This window comes from Bradyrhizobium sp. SZCCHNR1051 (assembly GCF_032489615.1).
Taxonomy (GTDB): domain Bacteria; phylum Pseudomonadota; class Alphaproteobacteria; order Rhizobiales; family Xanthobacteraceae; genus Bradyrhizobium.
In genome coordinates this window covers 180,060-203,333 of the sequence record NZ_JAUEYJ010000010.1, presented here as the reverse complement: position 1 = coordinate 203,333, position 23,274 = coordinate 180,060, and the positions used below count along the sequence as shown (strand labels likewise).

The following is a 23,274-nucleotide window of genomic DNA, read 5'->3' as shown; positions in this document are numbered from 1 at the left end:
TATACTATTGTATACGAGTACATGCAAGAGATGCTGTTGTTCGGAACAAGGTTGTGAGACAGTGACCCCATGTCCTCGGAATCGCCATCGCTCACCATCGATCGTGACAACGTCTCTCTCGGCGAAGCGGTATTTCGTGCGCTGTGCCATGCGCTGGAGAACGGCCTCTATCGCTCCGGCGATCGACTGCGTGAGGATGAGGTCGCCCAGAAGCTGAACGTCAGCCGCACGCCGGTCCGTGAGGCCTTCGGCAAGCTGGTGGCCAAGGGGTGGGTGCAGCCGGCTGGTGGCCGCGGCCTGATCGTGCGAAGTCTCGACGAGAATGAAATCCTCGAGCTGTACGCGATGCGGGAGATTCTCGAAGGCGCCGCGGCCCGGCTCGCCGCGCAGTATGCCGTGCCGGCCGAGATCGCGGCGCTGCGCGACATTCATGCGCGCTTCGTCAGCGGGGAGGGCGACGCCGTCGAGCTCGCGCGGCTGAATCGGCTGATGCACGGTGCGATCCAGCGCGCCGCGCGCAACCGCTATCTCGATGCCGCCCTCGAGGACATGCATGTGGCGACAGCGCTGCTGGGAACCACAACGTTTGCGGCCGAAGGACGTCCGGCAACGGCCGCGGCCGAGCATGGTGAGCTGATCGAGGCGATCGCGATCCGCGATCCCGATCGGGCCGAGGCGATTGCACGCGGCCACATCCGCGAGGCACTTCGAACCCGGCTCGGAATGAAGCTGACGGGATAGGCGAGGGCGGCGGCGCCACCGGTCTCTTGCTTCTTCACCGGCTCACGGCAAAAGCAGAAGGCCGGCTGATACAGCCGGCCTTTGATTGATCTCGTGATGGCGAGACGCTTTGACAGATATGCTCAGCAGCTCGCCTTGCCGCAGCGGGCCGTGCTGATCTTCTCGCGCAGGCCCTCGACGCCGACGGCGCCGATCACGACCTGCTTGCCGATCACGTAGCTCGGCGTGCCGTTCATGCCCATCTCCTCGGCGAGCTTGAAGTTCTCCTCGATCGTCGCCTTGGCCTCGGGGCTCGCCATGTCCTTCTCGACGCGGGCCATGTCGAGGCCGAGTTCCTTGGCCACCGCGAGCGCGTGGGCCTTGTCGGCCTGGCCGCGGCCGCCCAGCAGCTTCTGGTGGAAGTCGAGATATTTCTGCGGGGCCTGCATCCGAACGGCAACCGCGACCTGCGCGGCCTCGACCGAGCCCTGGCTCAGCACCGGAAATTCCTTGAGCACGACCTTCAGCTTCGGGTCGCTCTTCATCAGGTCCATCATGTCGGCCATCGCGCGCTTGCAGTAGCCGCAATTGTAATCGAAGAACTCGACGAAGGTGACGTCGCCATCCTTGTTGCCGAGCACGACACCGCGCGGCGAGTTGAAGATGGTTTCGGCGTTCTTGCTGATGCTGGCCTCGTGCTTGGCCGCCTCGGCCGCCGTCTGGCGCTTCTGCAGCTCGGCCATCGCCTCTTCGAGCACCTCGGGATGCGCGATCAGGTAGTTTCGGACGATGGTCTCGATCTCGCCACGCTGGCTGTCGGAGAAGCTCTCCGCCGACGCGAGCTGAGGCACGCCGCAGAGCGAAAGCGCGAACAACATCGCGGGAATGAGCGTGCGGACTGACGGCATGAAGGAGGTCCTCTGGGTCAAATGATCGGGTCCTTGTCGATGGTCGTGATCGGTATCTTGATATTCTGGATCGGATGATAGCAGTAATTCAAAACTTCAACGGGCGCCAACCCCCGCTGTCCGACACATTACTGGCCGGAAAGCGGCTTTGCCGTGACGATGTCGTCGGCCTTGACCCAGCCCGGCGACCCTACCGCGAAGCGGGTTTTCGCACGCGAGGCAAGCTCGCGCGCCGTCTTGTTGTCGCCACGCAGGAAGGCGGCCTGCGCCGAGGCGAGATCCGCCTCCGCATAGTCGCCCTTGCGGCCATAGGCCATCGCGAGCTGGGAATAGCCGAGCGGTGCCTCGGATTCGCGCGCGACTGCCGCGCGCAGGATCGAGATCGCCTCGTCAGTGTAGGCTTTGTTCTCGGATGCCACCAAGGCCTGACCAAGTAACATCTCGATGAGCGGAGCGTTATTGGACAGGTGCACCGCCTTGCGCAGCGGGGCGATCGCCTCAGTGGGACGGCCGCCCTCCAGCAGGGCCTGGCCACGGACCTCGTAGAAATAGGCGTTGTTGGGTTGCACCTGGATCAGGGCGTCGATCTGGCTCAGGGCGCTGCGCAGGTCGCCATGCAGGTAGGTGGAGATTGCCCTGGCGTAGCGGGCGGGCAGGCTGGTGTCCGACAAGGGATATCGCCGTGCCACCGTGTCCGGCCGTTCCATGAAGGCCGAGATCTTGGCCCGGACCATGTCGTGGCGGAGCTGCAGCGCGGGGTCGTCCTTCTTGTCCCAATAGGGGCTCTGGCGCGCAAGGCCCTCGAGCGCCTCGACGCGATCGGCCGGCATCGGATGTGATTGCAGATAGGGGTCGGCGCCACGCGCGGCGAACAGGCTCTCATTGGTGAAGCGCTTGAACGTCTCGTACATGCCCTTCGGCGATTGCGCTGCCGCAGTGAGGAATTTCACCCCCGCACGGTCGGCGTTCTCCTCCTGCTGGCGCTGATACGACAACAGCGAGCGGCGGATGACCTCGCCCGGCGCGGACAGCGTCGCGGCGCCGGCATTGGCGAGGCCGCTGCCGCCGCCGCGCGCGCCGACGGCGAGGGCGCCGGCGCCGAGAATGGTGGCGATGATCATCTGGGTCTGGGCGGTGGCGAGCTGCTGGCGCAGCTTGGCGAGATGGCCGCCGGCGAGATGGCCGGTCTCGTGCGCGAGAACGCCGATCAGCTGGTTCGGATTTTCCGACTGAAGGATCGCGCCGTAATTGACGAAGATGCGGCGGCCGTCGGCAACGAACGCGTTGAAGGACGCATCGTTGATGATGACCATCTGGATGTTCTGCCTTTCGAGTCCGGCGACGCGCAGGATCGGCCGCGTATATTCACGCAGCAGCACCTCGGTCTCGGTGTCGCGCAGGATCGGCGGTCCCTTGCCTTGCTGCGCCGACGCAGGCGCGAGCGGCGCCAGCGTCACGGCCGCAGCGACGACCGCGGCAAGCCCGCCGGACAGTTTCTTGCGAAGCACGATACGGAGCGACATCAGGCGATCTTTGCAATTGGCGCGAGGCTCGAGACGGGCTATTGCCCACCAAACGGCGGAATGCGGCTCATCTGCGGCGAATGAGGCCCATGGGCTGACCTCGACCGGTTCACGGAGCGGGTCCGAACAGCCGGGGTCAATAGCAGATATCGATGGTGGATGCGACAGTGATACCGACATTGGAACAGCGGATCGCCAACCTGACGGCGCCGTCCGCGCGCAGCAATGTTCCGCCGTTCATGGTGATGGACGTGATGGCTGCGGCCGAGCGGATCGAGGCGGGCGGCGGACATGTCATCCACATGGAGGTCGGCCAACCTGCGGCGCCTGCGCCGCGAGCGGCCATCGCGGCCGCGCACGCTGCGCTCGATCAGGCACGCATCGATTACACCTCGGCGCTCGGCCTGCTGTCGCTGCGACAGCGAATCGCGCGGCACTATCGCGAGACGCACGCTTGCGAGATCGATCCGGCGCGGATCGTGATCACGACGGGATCCTCGGCCGGATTCATCCTCGCGTTCCTGGCGATGTTCGAGCCCGGCGATCGCGTGGCCGTGACCGTGCCTGGCTATCCGCCCTATCGCCACATCCTGACGGCGCTGGGCTGCGAGCCGGTGCTGATCGAGACCACGGCGGAGAACCGTCACGCCCTGACCGGCGAGGCGCTGCTTGCCGTTCACCGCAAGACGCCGCTGAAGGGCGTGCTGGTGGCAAGTCCCGCCAATCCGACCGGCACCATGATGTCGCGTGAGGCGCTGGGCGGCGTCATCGCAGCCGCACGCGATGCGGGCATCCGCTTCATCTCCGACGAGATCTATCACGGTCTGGACTACGCGTTTCCGGCGGTGACGGCGGCGGAGCTGTCGAGCGAGGCCCTGATCATCAACTCGTTCTCGAAGTACTTCTGCATGACCGGCTGGCGCATCGGTTGGATGGTGGTGCCGGATGCGCTGGCGCGGCCGATCGAGCGTCTGCAGCAGAACCTCGCGATTTCGGTTCCGACCCTGTCGCAGATCGCTGCGGAAGCGGCGTTCGACGGCCGGACCGAAATGGAGGCGATCAAGCACGGTTATCAGGAGAACCGCCGCATCCTGATCGAGGGTTTCCCGAAGGCCGGCCTGACCCGCTTTCTGCCCGCCGACGGCGCGTTCTACCTCTATGCCGACGTGTCCGACTTCACCTCCGACAGCTTCGACTTCGCCAAGCGGATGCTGGAGGAGACCCATGTTGCGGCCACGCCCGGCGTCGACTTCGATCCGATCCACGGCCGCAGCTTCGTGCGCTTTTCCTATGCGCGTTCGGCCGAGGACATGCGCGAGGCCGTCTCCCGGATCGCCCGCTGGCTCGCGTAGGGCGGGCAGGACGTCGGCGCCCTGGCGCGCGGCGACATCCTGCAGGTGCTGCTTTCGCGATCCCGTTCGGCTTCGCGCTGATGGCGCGCGGCGAGCGCGGTCAGCGGCCGCGGGACGTGATCGACGATACGGCGCATGCGGTGTTCGGCGTCATCGCCATCGTCATGAAGTCGGCGCCGGTCGGCGCATTCGGGGCCATGGAAGAACGTCATATGAAAACGCCCGGCCATCTGGCCGGGCGCTTTGCATTGAAGCGTCGGAAAGCGGGGGGCTTACTGCCCGCCACCGAAACGGCGGGACCACCAGCCGGCCCGGCGCGGGGCCGCAGGGGACGAGGAATCGGTGGCCGCCGGCTCGGTGGCAACCGGCTCGGACGCAGCGACGTCGACAGCCGGAGCGGGCGCGCTGCTCTCGGCGACGTTGACGGCCGAAACCGCGCTCTCGGGCCTGGGCTCGGTGAGGAAGCTGACCTTCTCGCGAACCGTCGAACGGCGCGGGGTCTTCTCGGATTCCGTCTTCGGAGCCTCGGTCTGCTGCACTTCGGGTTGTCGAGGAGCAGCCTGGGGCACGGGCACGGAGGCGTCAGCGATGGGCTCATCGGCCTCGGCTGCGGCCGCCGCATGGACCGGCGCCGCGGGTTCGGCCGGTTCTTCCTCGTCGTGGCGGGAAGCGCCATTGCCGTCGAAATCGGCCACGGCGGCTTCTGCCTCCGATGCCGAAGCCGGCGCGAGCTCGTCGCCGATTGACGCGGCGAGACCTTCTTCCGCGCCACCGCGCCGACGGCGACCGCCGCGGCGTCCACGCCGGCGCGGACGCCGCTCGCCGCCAGGCTGATCCGTCTGCTCGCCTTGGGCGAACGCAGGCTGTTCCTCCGACTCGTCGTCTTCGCCGTCGGAGTCCTCGGCTGACTGCTCGGCGGCAAGGCCCGGCTCTGCGGGCTGCAGTCCGGCCGTTCCTTCAGGCAGCGTGCCCTCGCGGGTCTCGCCGCCGCGGCCGCGCCGGCGCCGTCGCCGCTTGCGGCGCGCGCCGTCCCGCTCGCCTTCGGCAGCGCTGCCGTCGGCCGCATCCTCGGACAGGCCTTCGGTCTCCTCGGTCTCGACCTCGGATTCCGTCTCGATGTCGAACGTCTCCTCGTCGTCGAAGACTTCCTCGGCCACCAGCGGCGGCGCGGAGGCCTGCGCCGCGAGCAGCGCCTTGGCGGCCTCCAGCGTATGCACCTGCTCGCCGCGATCGATGATGAAGGATTGCTGGCCGCTCACAGTCGGATCGGCGATGACCGCGAGCGACACCTTGAAGCTGTTCTCAAGGTCGCGCAAATGGCCGCGCTTGTGGTTGAGCACGTAGAGCGCCACCTCGGTGCGGGTGCGGACCACGAGGTTGTGGGTCGCGCCCTTCATCAGCGTCTCTTCGAGGCTGCGCAAGAGCTGCAGCGCCACCGAGGATACCGAGCGCACGTGGCCGGTGCCGCCGCAATGCGCGCACGGCTCGGTCGAGCTTTCCAGCACGCTGGCGCGGATGCGCTGGCGCGACATCTCCAGCAGACCGAAATGCGAGATGCGGCCGACCTGGATGCGCGCGCGATCCTGCCGCAAGCAGTCGGACAGCTTGCGCTCGACGGAGCGGTTGTTGCGCTTCTCGTCCATGTCGATGAAGTCGATGACGATCAGCCCGGCGAGGTCGCGCAGCCGGAGCTGGCGCGCCACTTCCTCGGCGGCCTCCATATTGGTCTTGAGCGCGGTGTCCTCGATGTGATGCTCGCGCGTAGCGCGGCCGGAGTTCACGTCGATCGAGACCAGCGCCTCGGTCTGGTTGAGCACGATATAGCCGCCCGAACGCAGCTGGACGGTCGGCGAGAACATCGCGTCGAGCTGGCTTTCGACGCCCATGCGCGAGAACAGCGGCTGGCCGTCGCGATACTGCTTCACCGCCCGGACGTTGGTCGGCATCAGCATCTTCATGAAGTCGTGCGCCTCGCGGTAGCCGGCTTCGCCGGCCACCAGGATCTCGTCGATCTCCTTGTTATAGAGGTCGCGCAGCGAGCGCTTGATCAGCGAGCCTTCCTCGTAGACCAGGGTCGGGGCCTGCGACTTCAGGGTCATGTCGCGGACCGTTTCCCACAGCCGCAGCAGATATTCGAAGTCGCGCTTGATCTCGGGCTTGGTGCGGTTGGCGCCGGCGGTGCGCAGGATGACGCCCATGCCCTCGGGCACGTCGAGGTCCTGCACCACTTCCTTCAGCCGCGAGCGGTCCTGCGCCGAGGTGATCTTGCGGCTGATGCCGCCACCGCGCGCCGTGTTCGGCATCAGCACGGCGTAGCGGCCGGCCAGCGACAGATAGGTCGTCAGCGCCGCGCCCTTGTTGCCACGCTCCTCCTTCACGACCTGCACCAGCATCACCTGGCGGCGCTTGATGACCTCCTGGATCTTGTACTGGCGGCGCGGGCGGAAGGTGCGCTCAGGCACTTCTTCCAGCACGTCATCGCCGCCGACGGATTCGACGAGCTCTTCCTCGATCTCCTCGCCGTCGTCCTCGTCGTCCTCGTGGTCGCCGGACCCCGATTCAGCGCCGTTGTCGTCGCCCGGCACGATCGTGACGCCGTTGCCGTCATGCTCGGCTACGGGCGCGCCGTCATCGTGGTGATCATGTTCGTCGTGATCGTGATGGTCATGGTCGTCATGGTCATGTTCGTCATGACCATGCTCGTCATGATCATGGCTTGCATGGTCATGTTCTTCGTCGTGCTCTTCCGCGGCGACAGCGGGGCTGGCCGCCTCGGCAGAGGTCGCGTCGCCGTTCTGCGCGACCGCGGTGTCCGCGGCTTCGCCGGCGGGCTGTTCGGCAGCCGCCACACGGTCCTGCGCGGCGACGGCATCGTGCGGCTCGTCGGCCTGGTCGCGCGATTCGTCGGCTGCACCGTGGTGAGCTTCGCCCGGCGCGTCCTGACCCTGGGCCTTGACCGGGCCCTCGGAGAAGCCCTGCGCCTCGCTGGGATCGGTCGCGTCGGCGTGCGGCCGATCGTCGTCCTGCGCATAGGCGTGGTGCTCATGCGCCTCGTGGTCGGCCTCATGCCCTTGGGTCTGGGCAGGGAGGCCTGCCTCGGCGGCCTCGACGATCTCGCTCTGAACCCGTTCGCCGCTGCCGCGGCGTCGCGAACTGCGGTGCCGGTTGCGGCGGCGATTGGAGCGGTTCTCGCTTTCCTCTTCGGCTTCGCGATGCGCGCGCTCCTCGGCCTCGATCAGAGCCTGCCGGTCGGCGACCGGGATCTGATAATAGTCCGGATGGATTTCGCTGAAGGCCAGGAAGCCGTGGCGGTTGCCGCCATACTCGACGAAGGCGGCCTGCAGCGAGGGCTCAACGCGGGTAACCTTGGCCAGGTAGATGTTGCCGCGGAGCTGCTTGCGTTGGGCCGTTTCGAAATCAAATTCCTCGACGCGGTTGCCGCGGACGACAACGACCCGGGTCTCTTCCGGGTGGGTAGCATCGATCAACATCTTGTTGGGCATATTGGAACTCTTGGAGGCGACGGGCGCGATTGGCCGCGAGCGCGTGGCGCGCTGTCGGATGACGCGACGGTCCACCTGATTCGGGGGTGAGGGGAAGGCCTAAACGCAGCTGGTCGCGCCGCGCCAACCCTGATGCCGGCGGGGCGATTGGCCGGGCAGGGGTCTGGCCCCGCATCGGCGCGGATCGTCCGCTGGTCATGGTTGGCAACTCAGTCTGGCGCATCAAGCGTCGGCCCGTCTGGAATACGTGGGCGGCAGCGGGTGCCGCCTTGCTCTGTTGCCGAAGGCCAGATTGCGCCGAAACGCTTGCCTGGATCGAATACCCACCCTGTCACGGGTGCGGTATCAGGCTATACCGTGTCTGACCTGGTGCCCGGGCGGTCTCTGCGAGGAGGCGCCTGACAGGCGCCACTCGGCTCGTGACCGGCTCTCCGTTGCGGCCGCGCGGGATCGCGCAGGCTTTGGTGGAGCGTCGGAAAGGCGCTGGAATCTCCGCCACGATCGAGGACCCGATACCGAGCACCCCGATCACGAAGCTTCCGGCGTTTCACCGGGAGGTTGAACGCGACACAACCGGCAGTAAGGATTAGCCTTCAGCCCTTCGTACATACGAGGAATGGTCAGGTCGCGCAAGCGAAGCGTCGCGGAACCGCAACAATCGGTGGCCTTTAACGAAAATGACAAAATTTGGCGGTTAACCCCTGGGATTGGTTGCGGTAAGACCATCCCGCGGAGGCATCGATTTGGCAGCTGGCCGGGCGAATTACCTTTCTTTGCTGGGATGCGCGTCGCTGTGCGTCACGCAAATGTTATGTGCGGCCGTCATTCCGGCCCGCGCCCAGAGCGGGCCGGTCGGCCAGGTGCCGCCTGCCGTGGTCGGGCCAGGGTTCCCGATCGCCACCGATGCGCGGGTCGCCGGCGATTCCCGACAGACCCGATTCGTGCTCGATCTCGACCGGACGGTGCCGTTTCGAGCCTTCCTGCTCAGCGAACCCTATCGCGTCGTCGTCGACCTGCCCCAGGTCAGCTTTCATCTGCCCACCGGAGCCGGGACCAGCGGCCGGGGTTTGGTGAAGGCGTTCCGCTATGGGATGGTGATGCCCGGTGGGTCCCGCATCGTGTTCGATCTCACCGGCCCGGCCCGAATCGCCAACTCCACGGTGCTGGATGCCGCCAACGGTCAGCCGCCGCGGCTGGTGCTCGAACTGGAGGAGGTCGACGAGGCGACCTTCGCCCGCGCCATCGGCAGCGACAGTCGTCTTGCCGCCAGGCCTGCCGATTCGAGTTCCGCGACGGCGTCGGTCGCTGTCGCAGGAAACCCTGCGCCGCCGGCAGTCCGGCCGCCGCCGACCACGGTTGCCATCGCCCCCCCTCCGACGGACGGCCCGCCGGACACCCGGCCCGTGATCGTGATCGACCCCGGTCATGGTGGCGTGGACTACGGCACACAGGGCGGGGAGGTGCCGGAGAAGAATCTGGTGCTCGCCTTCGGCCAGGCGCTGCGCGACCGGCTGGAACGGTCGGGCAAGTTCCGCGTGGTCATGACCCGCGACGACGACACCTTCATCCCGCTCGGAGACCGGGTCCGCATCGCCCAGAAGCAGTCGGCGGCGCTGTTCGTCTCCATCCACGCCGATGCGCTGCCGCGAGGTGAGGGCACTGCGCAGGGCGCGACCATCTACACGCTGTCCGACAAGGCGTCCGACGTCGAGGCGGAACGGCTGGCCGAGGCCGAGAACCGCGCCGACCAGATCGGCGGGGTCAATCTGACGGAGGAGCCGGCTGACGTGGCCGACATCCTGATCGATCTGGCCCGCCGGGAAACGCGGACGTTTTCCAACCGGTTCGCCCGTCTGCTGATGAACGACATGAAGACGGCGGTGCATATGCATAAGCGCCCGCTCAAATCGGCCGGTTTCCGCGTGCTCAAGGCGCCCGACGTGCCATCCGTGCTGGTCGAACTCGGCTATGTCTCCAATAAGGGCGATATGGGAAACTTGGTCTCCGACGCATGGCGGTCGCGCACGGCGGACGCAATGGCGCGGGCGATCGATGCCTTTCTGGCCAAGCGCATCGCCAATGCGGGCCCCGACAGGCCGGACAAGCCGGGGCCGGTACGCGCAAAGCCCTAGTTTGGCCACAGCAACATCCCTATAAACGTGCTGCGAGGCACCCGGAATCAGTGAAGATTCCTTCTCGGCAGACTTGTGATAGGCTTGACCGCTGATAGGCTTGACCGTGCGTTTCTCTGGCATGGGTCACGCGGCATTGCAGCCGACCGTGTGATTTTTGGCGGTAGCGCCCGTGGGTGCGCCGCGTCCGAGCCGAGAGACGAAACAAGAGTTGGAACGGATATTCGCCGATGCGCTTTCTGGTGCGGTTTTTGGGCTTCCTGTTCGCGGCCGGTACCGTCTTGTTCCTGGTCGGTGTGGCAGCAGCGGCCGGCCTGATCTGGCATTTTTCCAAGGACCTGCCTGATTACTCCCAGCTGCAGGATTATGAGCCGCCGGTGATGACGCGCGTGCACGCGGCCGACGGCTCGCTGGTCGGTGAATATGCCCGGGAGCGTCGGCTGTACCTGCCGATCCAGGCGGTTCCCAAGCTCGTCATCAACGCCTTCCTCGCCGCCGAGGACAAGAACTTCTACGAGCATGGCGGCATCGACTTCACCGGCATGGCGCGCGCTGCCGTGGTCTACGCCCAGAACTTCGGCTCGAATCGCCGCCCGCAGGGTGCCTCGACGATCACGCAGCAGGTCGCCAAGAACTTCCTGCTGACCAACGAGGTATCGTTCGCCCGCAAGATCAAGGAAGCGCTGCTGGCGATGCGCATCGAGCGCACCTACTCGAAGGACAAGATTCTCGAGCTCTATCTCAACGAGATCTATCTCGGCTCCGGCGCCTACGGCATCGCCGCGGCGTCGCTGGTCTATTTCGACAAGTCGGTCAACGAACTGACGGTGGCCGAGGCCGCCTATCTGGCGGCTCTGCCGAAGATGCCGGGCAGCCTGCATCCGATCCGGAATCGCGACCGCGCCATCGAGCGCCGCAACTACGTCGTCGATCGTCTGCTTGAGAACGGCTGGATCAAGCAGGCCGACGCCGACAAGGCGCGCAAGGACCCGCTGACGATCGCGAGCCGCAACACCGGCGCCCACATCTTTGCAGGTGAATATTTCGCCGAGGAAGTGCGCCGTGACATCTTCGAGCGTTATGGCGAGAAGAAGCTCTACGAGGGCGGCCTGTCCGTCCGGACGACGCTCGATCCGAAGATCCAGGTCATGGCGCGCAAGGCCATGGTCGCCGGACTCGTGAGGTACGACCAGGAGCAGGGCTATCGCGGGCCTGTCTCCAAGCTCGATACTTCGGGCGACTGGGGCGTCAAGCTCGCGGACATCAAATCGCTCTCGGACATCTCACCGTGGCGGATGGCCGTGGTGCTCGAGACCAGTGACCAGTCCGCCCGCATCGGATTCCAGCCGCCGCGGGAGCTTGGCGGCGCCGTCAGCAAGGAGCGCCAGACTGGCCTGATCACGCTCGACGGCGTGAAATGGGCGCGGGCTGCGACGGCCAATGGCCGTGGCAAGGTGCCGACGTCGGTCGCCCAGGTGCTGCAGCCGGGCGACGTGATCTATGCGGATCCGCTGTACAAGGAAGGCAATCCGGTCGAAGGCCAGTATCGCCTCGAGCAACTGCCCGAAGTGTCCGGCGCGATGGTTGCCATGGACCCGAATACGGGCCGTGTGCTCGCGATGGTCGGCGGCTTCTCCTTCGACCAGAGCCAGTTCAACCGCGCAACGCAGGCCTACCGGCAGCCCGGATCGTCATTCAAGCCGATCGTCTATTCGTCAGCACTCGACAACGGCTATACGCCGTCGACCCAGGTCGTCGACGCACCGATCGAGATCGACCAGGGGCAGGGTGGCCAGGTCTGGCGCCCCGAAAACTTTACCAACGGCAAGTATCTCGGGCCCACGACCTTGCGCAACGCGCTGCGCCTGTCGCTGAACACGGTGACCGTGCGTCTGGCGCAGGACGTCGGCATGCCGCTGATTTCCGAGTATGCCAAACGGTTCGGAGTCTATGACGAACTGCCGAATTACCTGTCCTACGCACTCGGTGCGGGCGAAACCACGGCCATGCGCATGGTCACGGCCTATTCGATGATGGCCAATGGCGGCCGCCGGGTGAAGCCGACCTTGATCGACCGGATCCAGGATCGCTACGGCCACACCATCTTCAAGCATGATGCCCGCGAGTGCCGCGGCTGCGACGCGCCGGACGGCTGGAAGAATCAGAGCGAGCCGCAACTGGTCGACCGCCGCGAGCAGGTGCTGGATTCGATGACCGCCTATCAGATCACCTCGATGCTCGAGGGTGTGGTGCAGGCGGGTACGGCAACCGTGCTCAGGGAGGTCGGCAAGCCGATCGCCGGCAAGACCGGCACCACCAACGAGGCCAAGGACGCATGGTTCGTCGGCTTCTCGCCGGACCTCGCCGTCGCGATCTACATGGGTTACGACAAGCCGCGGCCGCTCGGTAAGGGTAATGCTGCGACCGGCGGTCATCTGGCCGCGCCGATCGCAAAAGATTTCATGAAGCTCGCGCTGGCCGACAAGCCGGCCACGCCCTTCAAGATCCCGGCTGGCATCAAGCTGGTGCGTGTCGACGCCAAGACCGGCATGCGGGCGAGCCCGGGCGACGGCGGCCGTACCATCATGGAGGCGTTCAAGCCTGGTACGGCGCCGCCGGACAACTACTCGGTCATCGGTGTCGCCGACGCCGATGGACGTGTGATGCCGTCGCAGGGCGGCGGCCAGCCTGATGCGGGCAGCTTCATCATCCGTCCGGGTACCGGGAGCCTCTACTAGGCCGGCGAAACTGTGCTGGTGCGGTGCAGAGCGATTGCGCTTTGCGCAGAGCGCCGTTACATCCCCCTGTGAGAGATGATGCCGCGGCGCTTCGAGCCGTGGCCTGAAGAGAGCGACATGCGCGCCGAAATCGAGAAAATCGTAGAAGAGATCAAGCAGTCGGTCGGGCTGCTGAGGAGGCATCTTTGACGTCGAGACATCGACGGCAAGGCTCGCTGAGCTGAACAAGCTCGCCGAAGATCCCAATCTCTGGAACGACCCCCAAAAAGCTCAGCGGCTGATGCAGGAGCGGACCTCGCTGGAGGATTCGCTGACCGGCATTGGCAAGGTCGAGCGTGAGCTCAGCGACAACATCGAGATGATCGAGCTCGGCGAGGCCGAGAACGATCCGGGGGTCGTCACTGAAGCCGAGAATGCGCTCAAGGAGCTGAAGAAGGAGGTCGCGCGGCGCGAGCTCGAGGCGCTGCTGTCCGGCGAGGCCGACAAGTTCGACACCTATCTCGAGGTCCATGCCGGCGCCGGCGGCACCGAGAGCCAGGACTGGGCGCAGATGCTGCTGCGCATGTACACGCGCTGGGCCGAGACCCACGGCTTCAAGGTCGAGTATCTCGAAGAATCGCTGGGTGAAGAAGCCGGCATCAAGTCCGCGACCATCCAGATCTCCGGCCATAACGCCTATGGCTGGCTGAAGACGGAAGCGGGCGTGCATCGCCTGGTCCGAATCTCGCCGTTCGATTCGAATGCGCGGCGCCACACCTCGTTCTCTTCGGTGCAGATCTTCCCGGTCATCGACGACAGCATCAAGATCGACATCAAGGAGTCCGATGTCCGCGTCGACACGATGCGGTCGGGCGGCGCCGGCGGCCAGCACGTCAACAAGACCGAATCGGCGGTGCGGCTGACGCACATCCCGACCGGCGTTGCCGTGGTCTGTCAGGCCGGTCGCTCACAGCACAAGAACCGCGCTCAGGCCTGGGACATGCTGCGCGCACGCCTCTATGAGATCGAGTTGAAGAAGCGCGAGGAGAAAGCGGCGGCCGACCAGGCGGCCAAGACCGAGATCGGCTGGGGTCACCAGATCCGTTCCTACGTGCTGCAGCCGTATCAGATGGTGAAGGATCTGCGCACCGGCGTGCAGACGTCCGACACCGCCGGCGTGCTTGACGGCGATCTCGACGAGTTCATGGCGGCGACGCTGGCGCAGCGCGCGTTCGGCACGACGCCAGGCGCTGCGATCGAGGACGTCGATTGAGCGTGGCGCGCGTTGCCTTCATCGGGCTCGGGCGCATGGGCCATGGCATGGCCGGTCGTTATCTCGACGCAGGCTATTCCGTCGCGGTCTGGAATCGCAGCCGGGCGAAGGCGGAGGATCTGATCGCGCGCGGCGCGCGCTGGTCGACCTCGCCAGCTGATGCGGCAATCGATGCCGATGCGGTCGTTACGATGGTGGCTGATGACGACGCCTCGCGCGCGGTGTGGCTCGGGCCGGATGGCGCCGCGGCCACCATGCGGGTCGGCACGATCGCGATCGAATGCTCGACCGTGTCGCGCGACCATGCGCTGCGCCTGTCGCGCGAGCTGGATGCGCGCGGCGTGACCTATCTCGACTGCCCGGTGACCGGGCTGCCCGACGCGGCCGCGAGCGGCAAGCTGACCTTGCTGGTCGGCGCCGACGTCGCCGATCTCGACCGCGCGCGGCCGTATCTGGCGCCGATCGGCTCGACCATTCGCCATTTCGGGCCCGTGGGCGCCGGGACAGTCTACAAGCTGATCAACAACCTGCTTGGCGCGATGCAGATCGCAGGTCTTGCGGAGGGGCTCGCAATCGCCGAGCAGGCCGGCCTCGACATGAAGCTCGTGCTGGAGGCGATCCAGAGCGGCGTCGCGGCGAGCCCGCAGGTGCTGCGCCACGCGCCGCGCATGATCGCGCGCAACTTCGCCGATGCCAGCTTCACGGCGGTGCTCCGTCACAAGGATGCAGCCTATGCGCTGCAGCTCGCCGAGCAGCTGCTCGGTGAGCGTCCCGTCATGGCCCAGGCAGCCGTCGACGCCTATGCGCGGGCGAAGGCGGCGATGCCGGATGAGGACGAAGGCCGCATGATCGAGCTGGTCTCGCGGCCGAAAGATACGCGGTAGAGCGCGACGTCTGCGCCGACGGAAAGCGGGTGGACCTTGCTCCGCTTCATCTGCAACGTTCACGCGGACATTGAACAGCGGTTTGCGGTGATGACATCCCCGAACGACAGGATGGACACGCGGGATTGGTCGCTGCTTGGGCTGCTGTCGCTGCTCTGGAGCGGATCTTTCATCTTCAACGGCCTTGCCTTGAAGGAATTGCCGCCGCTGACGCTGGTGCTGCTGCGCATCGTGTTGGCGGCCGCGATCCTGCTGCCGCTGTTGCGACTGCGCGGGCTCGGCTTTCCCAAGGGGTTTGCCGGCTGGCGACCGTTCTTTGCCGTGGCGCTGTTCAACAATGTCGTGCCGTTCTGCCTGATCGTGATCGGCCAGACGTTCATCACCTCCGGCCTTGCCGCCGTCCTCAATGCGACGACGCCGCTGTTCACGATCGTGGTGATGGCAGCCGCGGGAGAGGAAAGGCTGTCGGCCCGGCGGGCAGCGGGTCTGGTCGTAGGCCTCGTCGGCGTCGTGATCCTGCGAGGTGGGCCGGGGCTCGACGGCTCGGCAGGCGGCTACGGCTTTCTGTTCGGTCTCGGCGCGTCGCTCAGCTACGGTATCGCCGCGCTGCTGGTGCGCCGCCATCTCGCCCATTCGCCGCCGCTTGCGACCGCCACCTTCCAGCTCTCGGCTTCCAGCGTGATGATGCTGGCCATCGCCGCTGTCGTCGACCAGCCATGGCGTCTTCCAATTCCCGGACTGCAGACCTGGCTCGCGGTCATCGGGCTTGCGGCGCTGTCGACGGCCTTCGCCTATATCGTGTTCTTCCAAATCCTGCGCCGCTCCGGTGCAACCAACGTGATGCTGGTGACGTTGTTGATCCCGTTGACGACGATCCTGCTCGGGTCGCTGGTGCTCGGCGAAAGCATCTCGTTGCGGGAGATCGGCGGTGCGCTGGTGATCGGGAGTGCGCTGCTGGTGATCGATGGTCGCATCTTCAGCGTCATTCGTCCTTCGCCGCGACCGTCCTGCTGAACCGCTCGCGCACGATCACTTCGTGCCGAACATCCGATCGCCAGCATCGCCGAGACCGGGCACGATGTAGGCGTGGTCGTTCAGCTTCTCGTCGATCGCGGCGGTCCAGATCGGAATGTCCGGATGCTCCTTCTCGAATTGCGCGATGCCCTCAGGTGCCGCCAGCAGGCAGACGAAGCGGATGTCGCGGGCGCCGCGCGTCTTGAGGAGTTCGGCCGCCGCGCAGGCCGAATTGCCGGTCGCCAGCATCGGGTCCATCAGGATCACCGTGCGGTCCGTCAGGTCCTGCGGCGCCTTGAAATAGTACTCGACGGCCTGCAGCGTCTTCGGGTCACGGTACAGGCCGATATGGGCGATGCGCGCGGACGGCATCAGCGCCAGCATGCCGTCGAGGAAGCCGACGCCGGCGCGCAGGATCGGCGCAAGCGTCAGCTTCTTGCCGGCGATCTTCGGCGCCTTCATCGGCGCGATCGGCGTTTCGATGTCCACCAGCTCGAGCGGCAGGTCGCGCGTGACCTCGTAGGCCAGCAGCATGCCGATCTCGTTCAACAGCTCACGGAAGCCCTTGGTCGAGCGGTCACGCTCGCGCATCAGCGAGAGCTTGTGCTGGACCAGCGGGTGATCGACGACGTGAACGTTCGTGTTTGCCATGCTTCAAGTCCAGCGGGATCGGAGATTCTGTGGAAGATGGATGCGCGCCGGCCTCATGGCAGCACCTCGCGGCGATCGGCGAGCATGGCCTCGGCCTCGTTGCGGCGCTCCGACAACAGCCCGGCGCTGGCGTCCTGGATCAGGTTAAGCAGAACCTGCGCATCGCTGAGCCTCGGCACCGTCACATAGTCGGCGCCGGCGTCGTAGAGATCGTTGACGTCCGCGAGCAGGTCGGCGGTGGCGACGATCTTGGCCGTGGCATTAATGCTGCGGACGTGCCGCACCAGCTTCTCGTTGTTGGCGCCCTTGAGCAGCGAATCCGGGATGCTCAGGATGATCAGCTCGGCCTGGCCGACCCCCGCATGAACCAGCGTGTCGACATTGCTGATGTCGCCATAAGTCACCTGGATGCCGCGATCGGACAGGGTGCGAAACACCACCGGATTGAAATCGACCACGCCGATCTGCTCCAGCAGCGCCGGCTGGCTGCGCTCGATTTCGCTGAGGAGGGCGCTGGCGGTGCGGAAGAATCCGAGCAGCACGATCGGACGCCCGGCGCCGTGTCCGCCCTCGTGGCCGGCCTCGCCATCCTTGCTTGCATCGAGGTCGCGCAGACCGATCCGCTTGAGCAGCGGGATGCTTCGCCGCGCGATCGGATCGGAGCGGACGATGACGAAGGTCGAGAGCACCGCGAGCAGCACGAAGGCAAAGGACGCCGCGCTCGACGTGCCGTTCTTGAGGTGACCGGCGGCGGCTCCGGTCTGGATCACCACCAGCGAGAATTCGCTGATCTGGGCCAGGTTGAGCGCCGGCAGCAGGCTGGCGCGCAGGCCCTGCCGCATCATGTAAAGCGGCGTGAACGTGGTGAGCAGCCGGCTCGCCACCGTGAACAGCGCGATCACCAGCGCCAGCCCGACAACGGACATCGTCGGGATCGGGATGGTCATGCCGAGCGCGACGAAGAACAGCGTGATGAAGAAATCGCGCAACGTCGTGACCTTGGCGGTGACGTCGAGCGCATAGGGGAAGGTCGATAGCGAGACGCCCGCGACCAGCGAGCCCATCTCGCGTGACAGGTGCAGCCTTTCTGCGATCTCGCCGATCAGGAAGCACCAGGCCAGCGCGCCGAGCAGGATCAGCTCCGGGGTACGCGCGATGCGATGGAACACCGGCGGCAAGACGTAGCGGCTGAGGAGCAGGGCGATCGCGACCAGCGTGCCGGCGCGGGCGAACGACAGCAGGATCACGCTGACATGGAGGTCGTCGAGGCTCGGCTGTACCGCCAGGAACAGGATCGCGAACACGTCCTGCAGCACGAGCACGCCGAGCGTGATGCGGCCGGGAAGGGTGTCGAGCTCGCGCTTCTCGTACAGCACCTTGACGATGATGACGGTCGAGGACAGCGCGCAGGCGACGCAGAGATAGAGTGCGTCGTAGCTCTCGGCGCCCATCCGCATGCCGATCGCGACGAAGAACAGGATGCCGAGCGCGGCGCCGCCGAGCAGCTGGACGCCGCCCGCGATGAGAATCACCGGGCCGGCGCGGATGATCTTCTTGAGGTCGATCTCGAGCCCGATCATGAACAGCATGAAAATCAGGCCGAGCTCCGAGATCACCGAAATCGACTCCTGGGACTTGACCCAGCCGGTGCCGAAGGGGCCAATGGCGAAGCCCGCGACCAGATAAGCGAGAATCGAGGGCTGGCGCCATTTATGCGCCGCCAGTCCAAGCACCCACGCAAACAGGATGCAGAGCGTGATGTCGCCGATCAGTTCATGCATGAAGCAACCCCCGGGGGGCAACTTATGTCGTGCCGCCGCGCAAGGAAACCCGCAATCTGTCACATCCGGACCGGCGCATTCGCGCTGCTGCTCATCGCAGCTGCTGCGGCCGGCGCGGCGCAGGCCGCCGACGACGTGACCGCCGCTTTCGCGAGCTCGCTGACGCCAGTTCCGGCGGAGCCCGTCACGGTCACGGGCGCCGTCTATGTCCCCGTCTATTCCAGCGTCGCGATGACCCCGGGCCGGGTCCAGGCCGATTTCTCGGTGACGCTGAGCATCCACAACGCCTCCGAGCAGCGGCCGCTGATCGTCCGGCGCATCAACTATTACGATACGGCCGGCACGCTGGTGTAGGCGCATCTGCGCGAGCCCGTCGCCTTGAGGCCGTTCGCGACCGTCGAGGTCTTCGTGCCCATCAAGGACACCCGCGGCGGCACGGGCGCCAATTTCGTCATCGACTGGGCCGCGACCGGTGAGATCGCCGAGCCCGTCGTCGAGGCGCTGATGGTCGGCGGCATCGGCGCCGGCCATTACGCCTTCATCAGTCAGGGCCGCCCGATCCGGCTGACCGGGCGGTGAGCGCGGGGCGGCTCAAGCCGCCCGCACGTTGCCGAGGAAACGGTCGACCTCCTGCCGCAGCCGGTCGCTTTCCTGTGACAGCGACTGCGCCGCCGACAGCACGTTGCCCGAAGCAGAGCCGGTCTGCGAGGCGCCGCGCTGGACGTCGACGATGTTGGTATTGACCTCGGTGGTGCCGCGCGACGCCTCCTGGATGTTGCGCGAGATCTCCTGCGTCGCCGCGCCCTGCTGCTCGACGGCGGCGGCGATGGTCGAGGAGATTTCCGACAGCCGCTCGATCGTCGTGCTGATCTCCCGGATCGCCGACACCGATTCCTGCGTCGCCGCCTGGATGCCCGAGATCTGCTGGGCGATCTCACCGGTGGCCTTCGAGGTCTGCTCGGCGAGCGCCTTGACCTCGGACGCGACTACGGCGAAGCCGCGGCCGGCATCGCCGGCGCGCGCCGCCTCGATGGTAGCGTTCAGCGCCAGCAGGTTGGTCTGGCCGGCGATGGTGTTGATCAGCTCGACCACGTCGCCGATCCTCGCAGCTGCCTTCGAGAGCTCGTTGACGCGGTCGTTGGTGGTGCGTGCCTGATCGACGGCGCCGTTGGCGATGCGCGCCGATTCCTGCACCTGGCGGCTGATCTCGGTCACCGACGAAGTCAGTTCCTCGGTGGCCGAGGCGACCGACTGCACGTTCGTCGCGGCCTGCTCGGACGCGGCGGCCACGGTAGTGGCGAGCTCCTGCGAGCGCGTCGCGTTCGAGGTCAGCGTGCCGGCGGACGTCTCGAGCTGCGACGACGCCGAGGATACCGTCTGCACGATGCCGCCGATCGCGCTTTCGAATTCGCTGGCGAGCTTGTTCATTCCGGCCTTGCGCTTGACCTCGGCCGAGTGCTGCACAGCCTTCACTTCCTCGCTGTTGAAGCGGACGATCGCCTGCACGGTCTGCAGGTTGCGCAGCGCCTCGCCGAGCTCGTCGTCGCGCTCCACCGGGATGCGGTTGTCGAGCTTGCCCTGGCTGATGTTCTGCATCGCGTCGTTGAGCACCTTGAGCGGCCGCAGCACCGCGCGGATGCTCTGCAGGCTGAACGTAGCACCGATTCCGATACCCGCCAGGATCATCACCGAAATGATCGCGAGCACCACCAGATATTGTCTCTCGGCCTCCTCGTAGAGCGCCTTGCCTTCCTTCACCTGGATCTGAACGAGCTTGTCGAGCTCGTGCTTGGTGGCCTCGAACAGATCATGCCCCTTGGTGGCGATATGCTGGCTCGCCTCGTCGAACTTGCCCTGCTCGAGCAGAGCCAATCCTGGCCTGATGCCTTCCTCCAGATAGGCCTTGCGCCTGATCGCGAAGGCATCGGCGACGATCTTCTCCTCCGGCGTCAGGTAGCTCGCCATGTAGTCGGCCCACACCTTGGTGATCCTGGCGCTGTTTCCGTCCACCAGCGCCCTGATGCCGTCGATCGGTTTTCCGGCCTTGCCGTTCGCCGCCGCGGACTGTTGCGACGACATGTTCTGCAAGGTGCGATCGTTGATCTCGAGCAATTGCGCCAGCGGGATCGTGCGATCCTCGTACAGCGACTTCATGGCGACGTTGGTGGAGCGGGTCGAGAGCAGGCCGGCCGCGCCGATCATCAGCATGAACACGCCCAGCACCGCGGCCAAGGTCGTCAGGCGCGCCCTGAGCGTACCCGTGAACAGCGACAGGCGGTCGAACACCGAGCGGCGGCGGATGACGCCCGCGCTGATCGCGTAGCCCTGCGCCTTGTTCTGATTCAGCAGCCCGTAGACCTTCTCGGCCTCGGCGCGCTGCTCGGCCGGCAGCTTGGTGCGGATGGAGGTGTAGCCCGTGATCTCGCCATTCTCGCGGATCGCCGACGCGGTCGCCTGCACCCAGTAGAAGTCACCGTTCTTGCGGCGGTTCTTGACGGCGCCGGCCCACGGCTTGCCTTGCTTCAGCGTGTCCCAGAGGTTGGCGAATGCGGCCTCCGGCATGTCGGGATGACGGATGATGTTGTGCGGCTGGCCCATCAGCTCGTCCGGCGTAAAGCCGGCGGCGTCGACGAACTGGTCGTTGAAATAGGTCAGCTTGCCCTTGAGATCGGTGCGCGAGACGATCAGCGTCTCGTCGGTGATCGGGTATTCATTGGACGTGACGGGTAGATTCTTGCGCACGGATATGAACTCCAGCTGCCCAGTCGTATTCGGTGTCGGAATGCCAACCTTGGAACTAACAAGAGGCCCCAATCCGTTAAAGGTTGCGTAAAAGATGGGCACCGTAGGACTACGCGTTGTGCATTGCAGTGGGGCGGGAGCTGGGCACCGCCTCAAACAACCAGCAATTGATACCGCATGCGAAATGCCTCGTGACGCATAAGCGTCCGAGCTTTGGGCAGCGAGCCCTCGAAACGAGGGCGCAGGGAATGCCGGGTGAAGGCCTCACCCATGGCCCGCCTGCGAAAAAAATGCAGGCGGCAGGTACCACAGGCAAAGCCGTAGCCGGCATTCCCTGCGCAATGGCTTTAACAACTTATACGCGATCTCCCCGGGGACCGGGCTTTCTTGCCCCCGTCATCCGCGCCGTGACTCTATCGGCACCGGCACGAACTTAGCGCCAGCATCGGGGCGCCAGGACCACGCGACTTCGTCGTCCGCGAGCGGCCATGCCCGTCGTGCATCGCAGCCCACGTCCACCGCAGCCCGCCCCAACGTCCGTGACGACGCGTACGCCCCTCGCAACGAGGCGGGATGGGGAGATCATACATGATTTCTGGAAAAAAGAAACAGCAAAATGGCGTGGGGGTATTCGGCTAAAGGGATGATGCCGAGCATGGGCCCGTTCAGCCGAATGATGGCGTTTCGGCGAACATGGTGCTAAGAGCGAACCGAGCATCCTGCTGGCGGAGCCGTCGTCTCCGTGTTCGCCGCGAACAGGACGGAGCTGCGCATGAGCACCGGAATCAGTCGAGGTGTGTTTTGGGCAGGCGGTTTCGTGGCCGCGCTCGCGACGGGCGCTGCCGCGATCGTGCTGGCGCCTGGTATCGATCTCGACCTTTCGATCTTCAAGCGTGAGCCGTCGGCCGCAAGCCCGACGGATGCTGCAGCACCGCGAGCGGCGTCTGCCCCAGCGGCTCCGGGCCGCGCGGTGGTGGAGCAGGAGCCGGCAGACCCGGGCGGCGCGAAGCAAGCTGCGGCCGCGCTGGCGACTGCCCGACAACAGGCTAGCGGTCTGGCAGCGCTGTTGGCGCCGGTCGCGCCAGCCGCTCTCGACAGCGACGAGCCGTCGTTCGACGTGGTCAGCGTGGAGCCCTCGGGGGAGACCGTGGTCGCAGGCCGGGCCGCGCCCGGCGCGACCGTCGAACTGCTGCGCAACGGCGAACCGCATGCGCAAACGGTTGCCGATCGATCGGGACAATTCTCCATGGTTCCGCCTCCCTTGCCGGCTGGAGCGTTCGACCTGACCCTGCGGTCACGGCAGCTCGACGGCCGCGAGGTGTCATCCAAGCAGAGCGTGGCCGTCGTGGTCGACGCCCGAAAGCAACCGCCTACGGTCGCGTTGATCGCGCCGGACCAGCCGACCCGCGTGCTGTCGAAGCCTGAGGGGGCGACGCCTCAGGCCGTGGCGATAGAGGCCGTGGACTTCGAGCCGAACGGAAATCTGCGCGTCAGTGGACGGGCCCGGCCCGGCGCGACGGTGCGGCTCTATCTCAACGATCGCCTGGTCAGCTCGGCCATTGCCGGTGCTGACGGTCGTCTCGCGGCGACCATCAAGGACGCCGCCTGGGGCAGCAAGGACCGGTTGCGGCTCGACGAGGTGGATGCCAAGTCGGGCACGGTTCAGGCCCGCGCGGAAGTGCCTTTGAACGTACCGGAGACGCTGACCACGGCCTCGCTGCCCGCGGCCGCCGGCCAGGGGAGCGCAGCCGCTCCCGCGAGCGCAAGCGCTCCAGGCGCGCGCACGCAGCTTGCGGCGGCATCGCCGGCCGACCTCAAGGACATGGCGGCATCACCCGCCCGCGGCGGTGGCGCCAGGACGATCACCGTGTCGCGCGGCGACAGTCTGTGGCACATCAGCCGGCGCCTGCTCGGCGAGGGCACGCGCTATGCGGTCATCTACCGTGCCAACCGCGAGCAGATCCGCCGGCCCGATCTGATCTATCCCGGCCAAGTGTTCGTGCTGCCGGCCAAGCGCTAGGCGGGGCTGAACTGACCGCTCGCGCAGATCCATGGTTGAACCATCGCTGTCATC

13 protein-coding genes and 3 pseudogenes are annotated in these 23,274 nt (G+C 66.1%); 10 read left to right on the top strand and 6 right to left on the bottom strand.

The genetic code is table 11. The features are described 5' to 3' along the window. Positions 1 to 69: 69 nt before the first annotated feature. Entirely contained in the window at positions 70 to 741 is a 672-nt protein-coding gene (locus tag QW868_RS14640; RefSeq protein WP_315737777.1) for a GntR family transcriptional regulator, read from the top strand. A 122-nt stretch (positions 742 to 863) separates the two neighbouring features. Here the strand turns inward: QW868_RS14640 and QW868_RS14635 are convergent, their stop codons facing one another. Together QW868_RS14635 and QW868_RS14630 are read right to left on the bottom strand one after the other, a co-directional pair. After that, positions 864 to 1,628 carry a DsbA family protein gene (locus tag QW868_RS14635; protein WP_315737778.1) on the bottom strand — a complete coding sequence of 255 codons (765 nt, stop codon included), beginning with the start codon at positions 1,626 to 1,628 and terminating at the stop codon, positions 864 to 866. A 128-nt stretch (positions 1,629 to 1,756) separates the two neighbouring features. Beyond that, positions 1,757 to 3,151, bottom strand: a complete 1,395-nt coding sequence (locus QW868_RS14630; RefSeq protein ID WP_315737779.1) for a M48 family metalloprotease — start codon at positions 3,149 to 3,151, stop codon at positions 1,757 to 1,759. Between the two features lie 152 nt (positions 3,152 to 3,303). Here QW868_RS14630 and QW868_RS14625 point away from each other — a divergent pair, with 152 nt between their 5' ends. Beyond that, complete coding sequence (locus tag QW868_RS14625) at positions 3,304 to 4,503, top strand: pyridoxal phosphate-dependent aminotransferase (RefSeq protein WP_315755614.1); 1,200 nt, start codon at positions 3,304 to 3,306, stop codon at positions 4,501 to 4,503. 12 nt (positions 4,504 to 4,515) lie between these two features. Then, positions 4,516 to 4,703 (top strand): annotated as a pseudogene (locus QW868_RS14620) (cation:dicarboxylate symporter family transporter); the annotation flags it as partial. Between the two features lie 72 nt (positions 4,704 to 4,775). On the opposite strand, the gene QW868_RS14615 reads toward QW868_RS14620, so the two are convergent. Further along, positions 4,776 to 8,006, bottom strand: coding sequence for an Rne/Rng family ribonuclease (locus QW868_RS14615; RefSeq protein ID WP_316230816.1), 3,231 nt, complete (start codon positions 8,004 to 8,006; stop codon positions 4,776 to 4,778). 806 nt (positions 8,007 to 8,812) lie between these two features. Between QW868_RS14615 and QW868_RS14610 the strand changes: the two genes are divergently transcribed. The 5 genes and pseudogenes from QW868_RS14610 (at position 8,813) to QW868_RS14590 (ending at position 16,026) form a co-directional block, all read left to right on the top strand. After that, complete coding sequence (locus tag QW868_RS14610) at positions 8,813 to 10,138, top strand: N-acetylmuramoyl-L-alanine amidase (RefSeq protein WP_315738309.1); 1,326 nt, start codon at positions 8,813 to 8,815, stop codon at positions 10,136 to 10,138. A 230-nt stretch (positions 10,139 to 10,368) separates the two neighbouring features. Beyond that, positions 10,369 to 12,876, top strand: a complete 2,508-nt coding sequence (locus QW868_RS14605; protein ID WP_315737782.1) for a penicillin-binding protein 1A — start codon at positions 10,369 to 10,371, stop codon at positions 12,874 to 12,876. Between the two features lie 117 nt (positions 12,877 to 12,993). Further along, a protein-coding gene (gene prfB, locus QW868_RS14600; protein ID WP_315737783.1) for a peptide chain release factor 2 occupies positions 12,994 to 14,128 on the top strand; the annotation gives its coding sequence in 2 pieces (ribosomal slippage) (positions 12,994 to 13,062 and positions 13,064 to 14,128; 1,134 coding nt in all). After that, positions 14,110 to 15,012: pseudogene (locus QW868_RS14595) on the top strand (NAD(P)-dependent oxidoreductase); the annotation flags it as partial. The gene prfB and the pseudogene QW868_RS14595, both read left to right, overlap by 19 nt. A gap of 111 nt (positions 15,013 to 15,123) precedes the next feature. Next, entirely contained in the window at positions 15,124 to 16,026 is a 903-nt protein-coding gene (locus QW868_RS14590) for a DMT family transporter (protein ID WP_410051298.1), read from the top strand. Positions 16,027 to 16,041: 15 nt separating this feature from the next. Here the strand turns inward: QW868_RS14590 and upp are convergent, their stop codons facing one another. Both upp and QW868_RS14580 read right to left on the bottom strand, forming a co-directional pair. Then, entirely contained in the window at positions 16,042 to 16,677 is a 636-nt protein-coding gene (gene upp / locus QW868_RS14585) for a uracil phosphoribosyltransferase (RefSeq protein ID WP_315755610.1), read from the bottom strand. 53 nt (positions 16,678 to 16,730) lie between these two features. After that, complete coding sequence (locus QW868_RS14580; RefSeq protein ID WP_315755609.1) at positions 16,731 to 18,458, bottom strand: cation:proton antiporter; 1,728 nt, start codon at positions 18,456 to 18,458, stop codon at positions 16,731 to 16,733. A 24-nt stretch (positions 18,459 to 18,482) separates the two neighbouring features. Between QW868_RS14580 and QW868_RS14575 the strand changes: the two are divergent. After that, a pseudogene (locus QW868_RS14575) lies at positions 18,483 to 19,037 on the top strand (DUF3124 domain-containing protein). 12 nt (positions 19,038 to 19,049) lie between these two features. Here the strand turns inward: QW868_RS14575 and QW868_RS14570 are convergent. Beyond that, on the bottom strand, positions 19,050 to 21,200 hold the full coding sequence (locus tag QW868_RS14570) for a methyl-accepting chemotaxis protein (RefSeq protein ID WP_316230813.1): 2,151 nt from the start codon (positions 21,198 to 21,200) through the stop codon (positions 19,050 to 19,052). 772 nt (positions 21,201 to 21,972) lie between these two features. On the opposite strand from QW868_RS14570, the gene QW868_RS14565 reads away from it, so the two are divergent. After that, positions 21,973 to 23,220: a LysM peptidoglycan-binding domain-containing protein gene (locus QW868_RS14565; RefSeq protein ID WP_316230812.1), complete on the top strand. Its 1,248-nt coding sequence runs from the start codon at positions 21,973 to 21,975 to the stop codon at positions 23,218 to 23,220. The last annotated feature ends 54 nt before the right edge of the window (positions 23,221 to 23,274 follow it).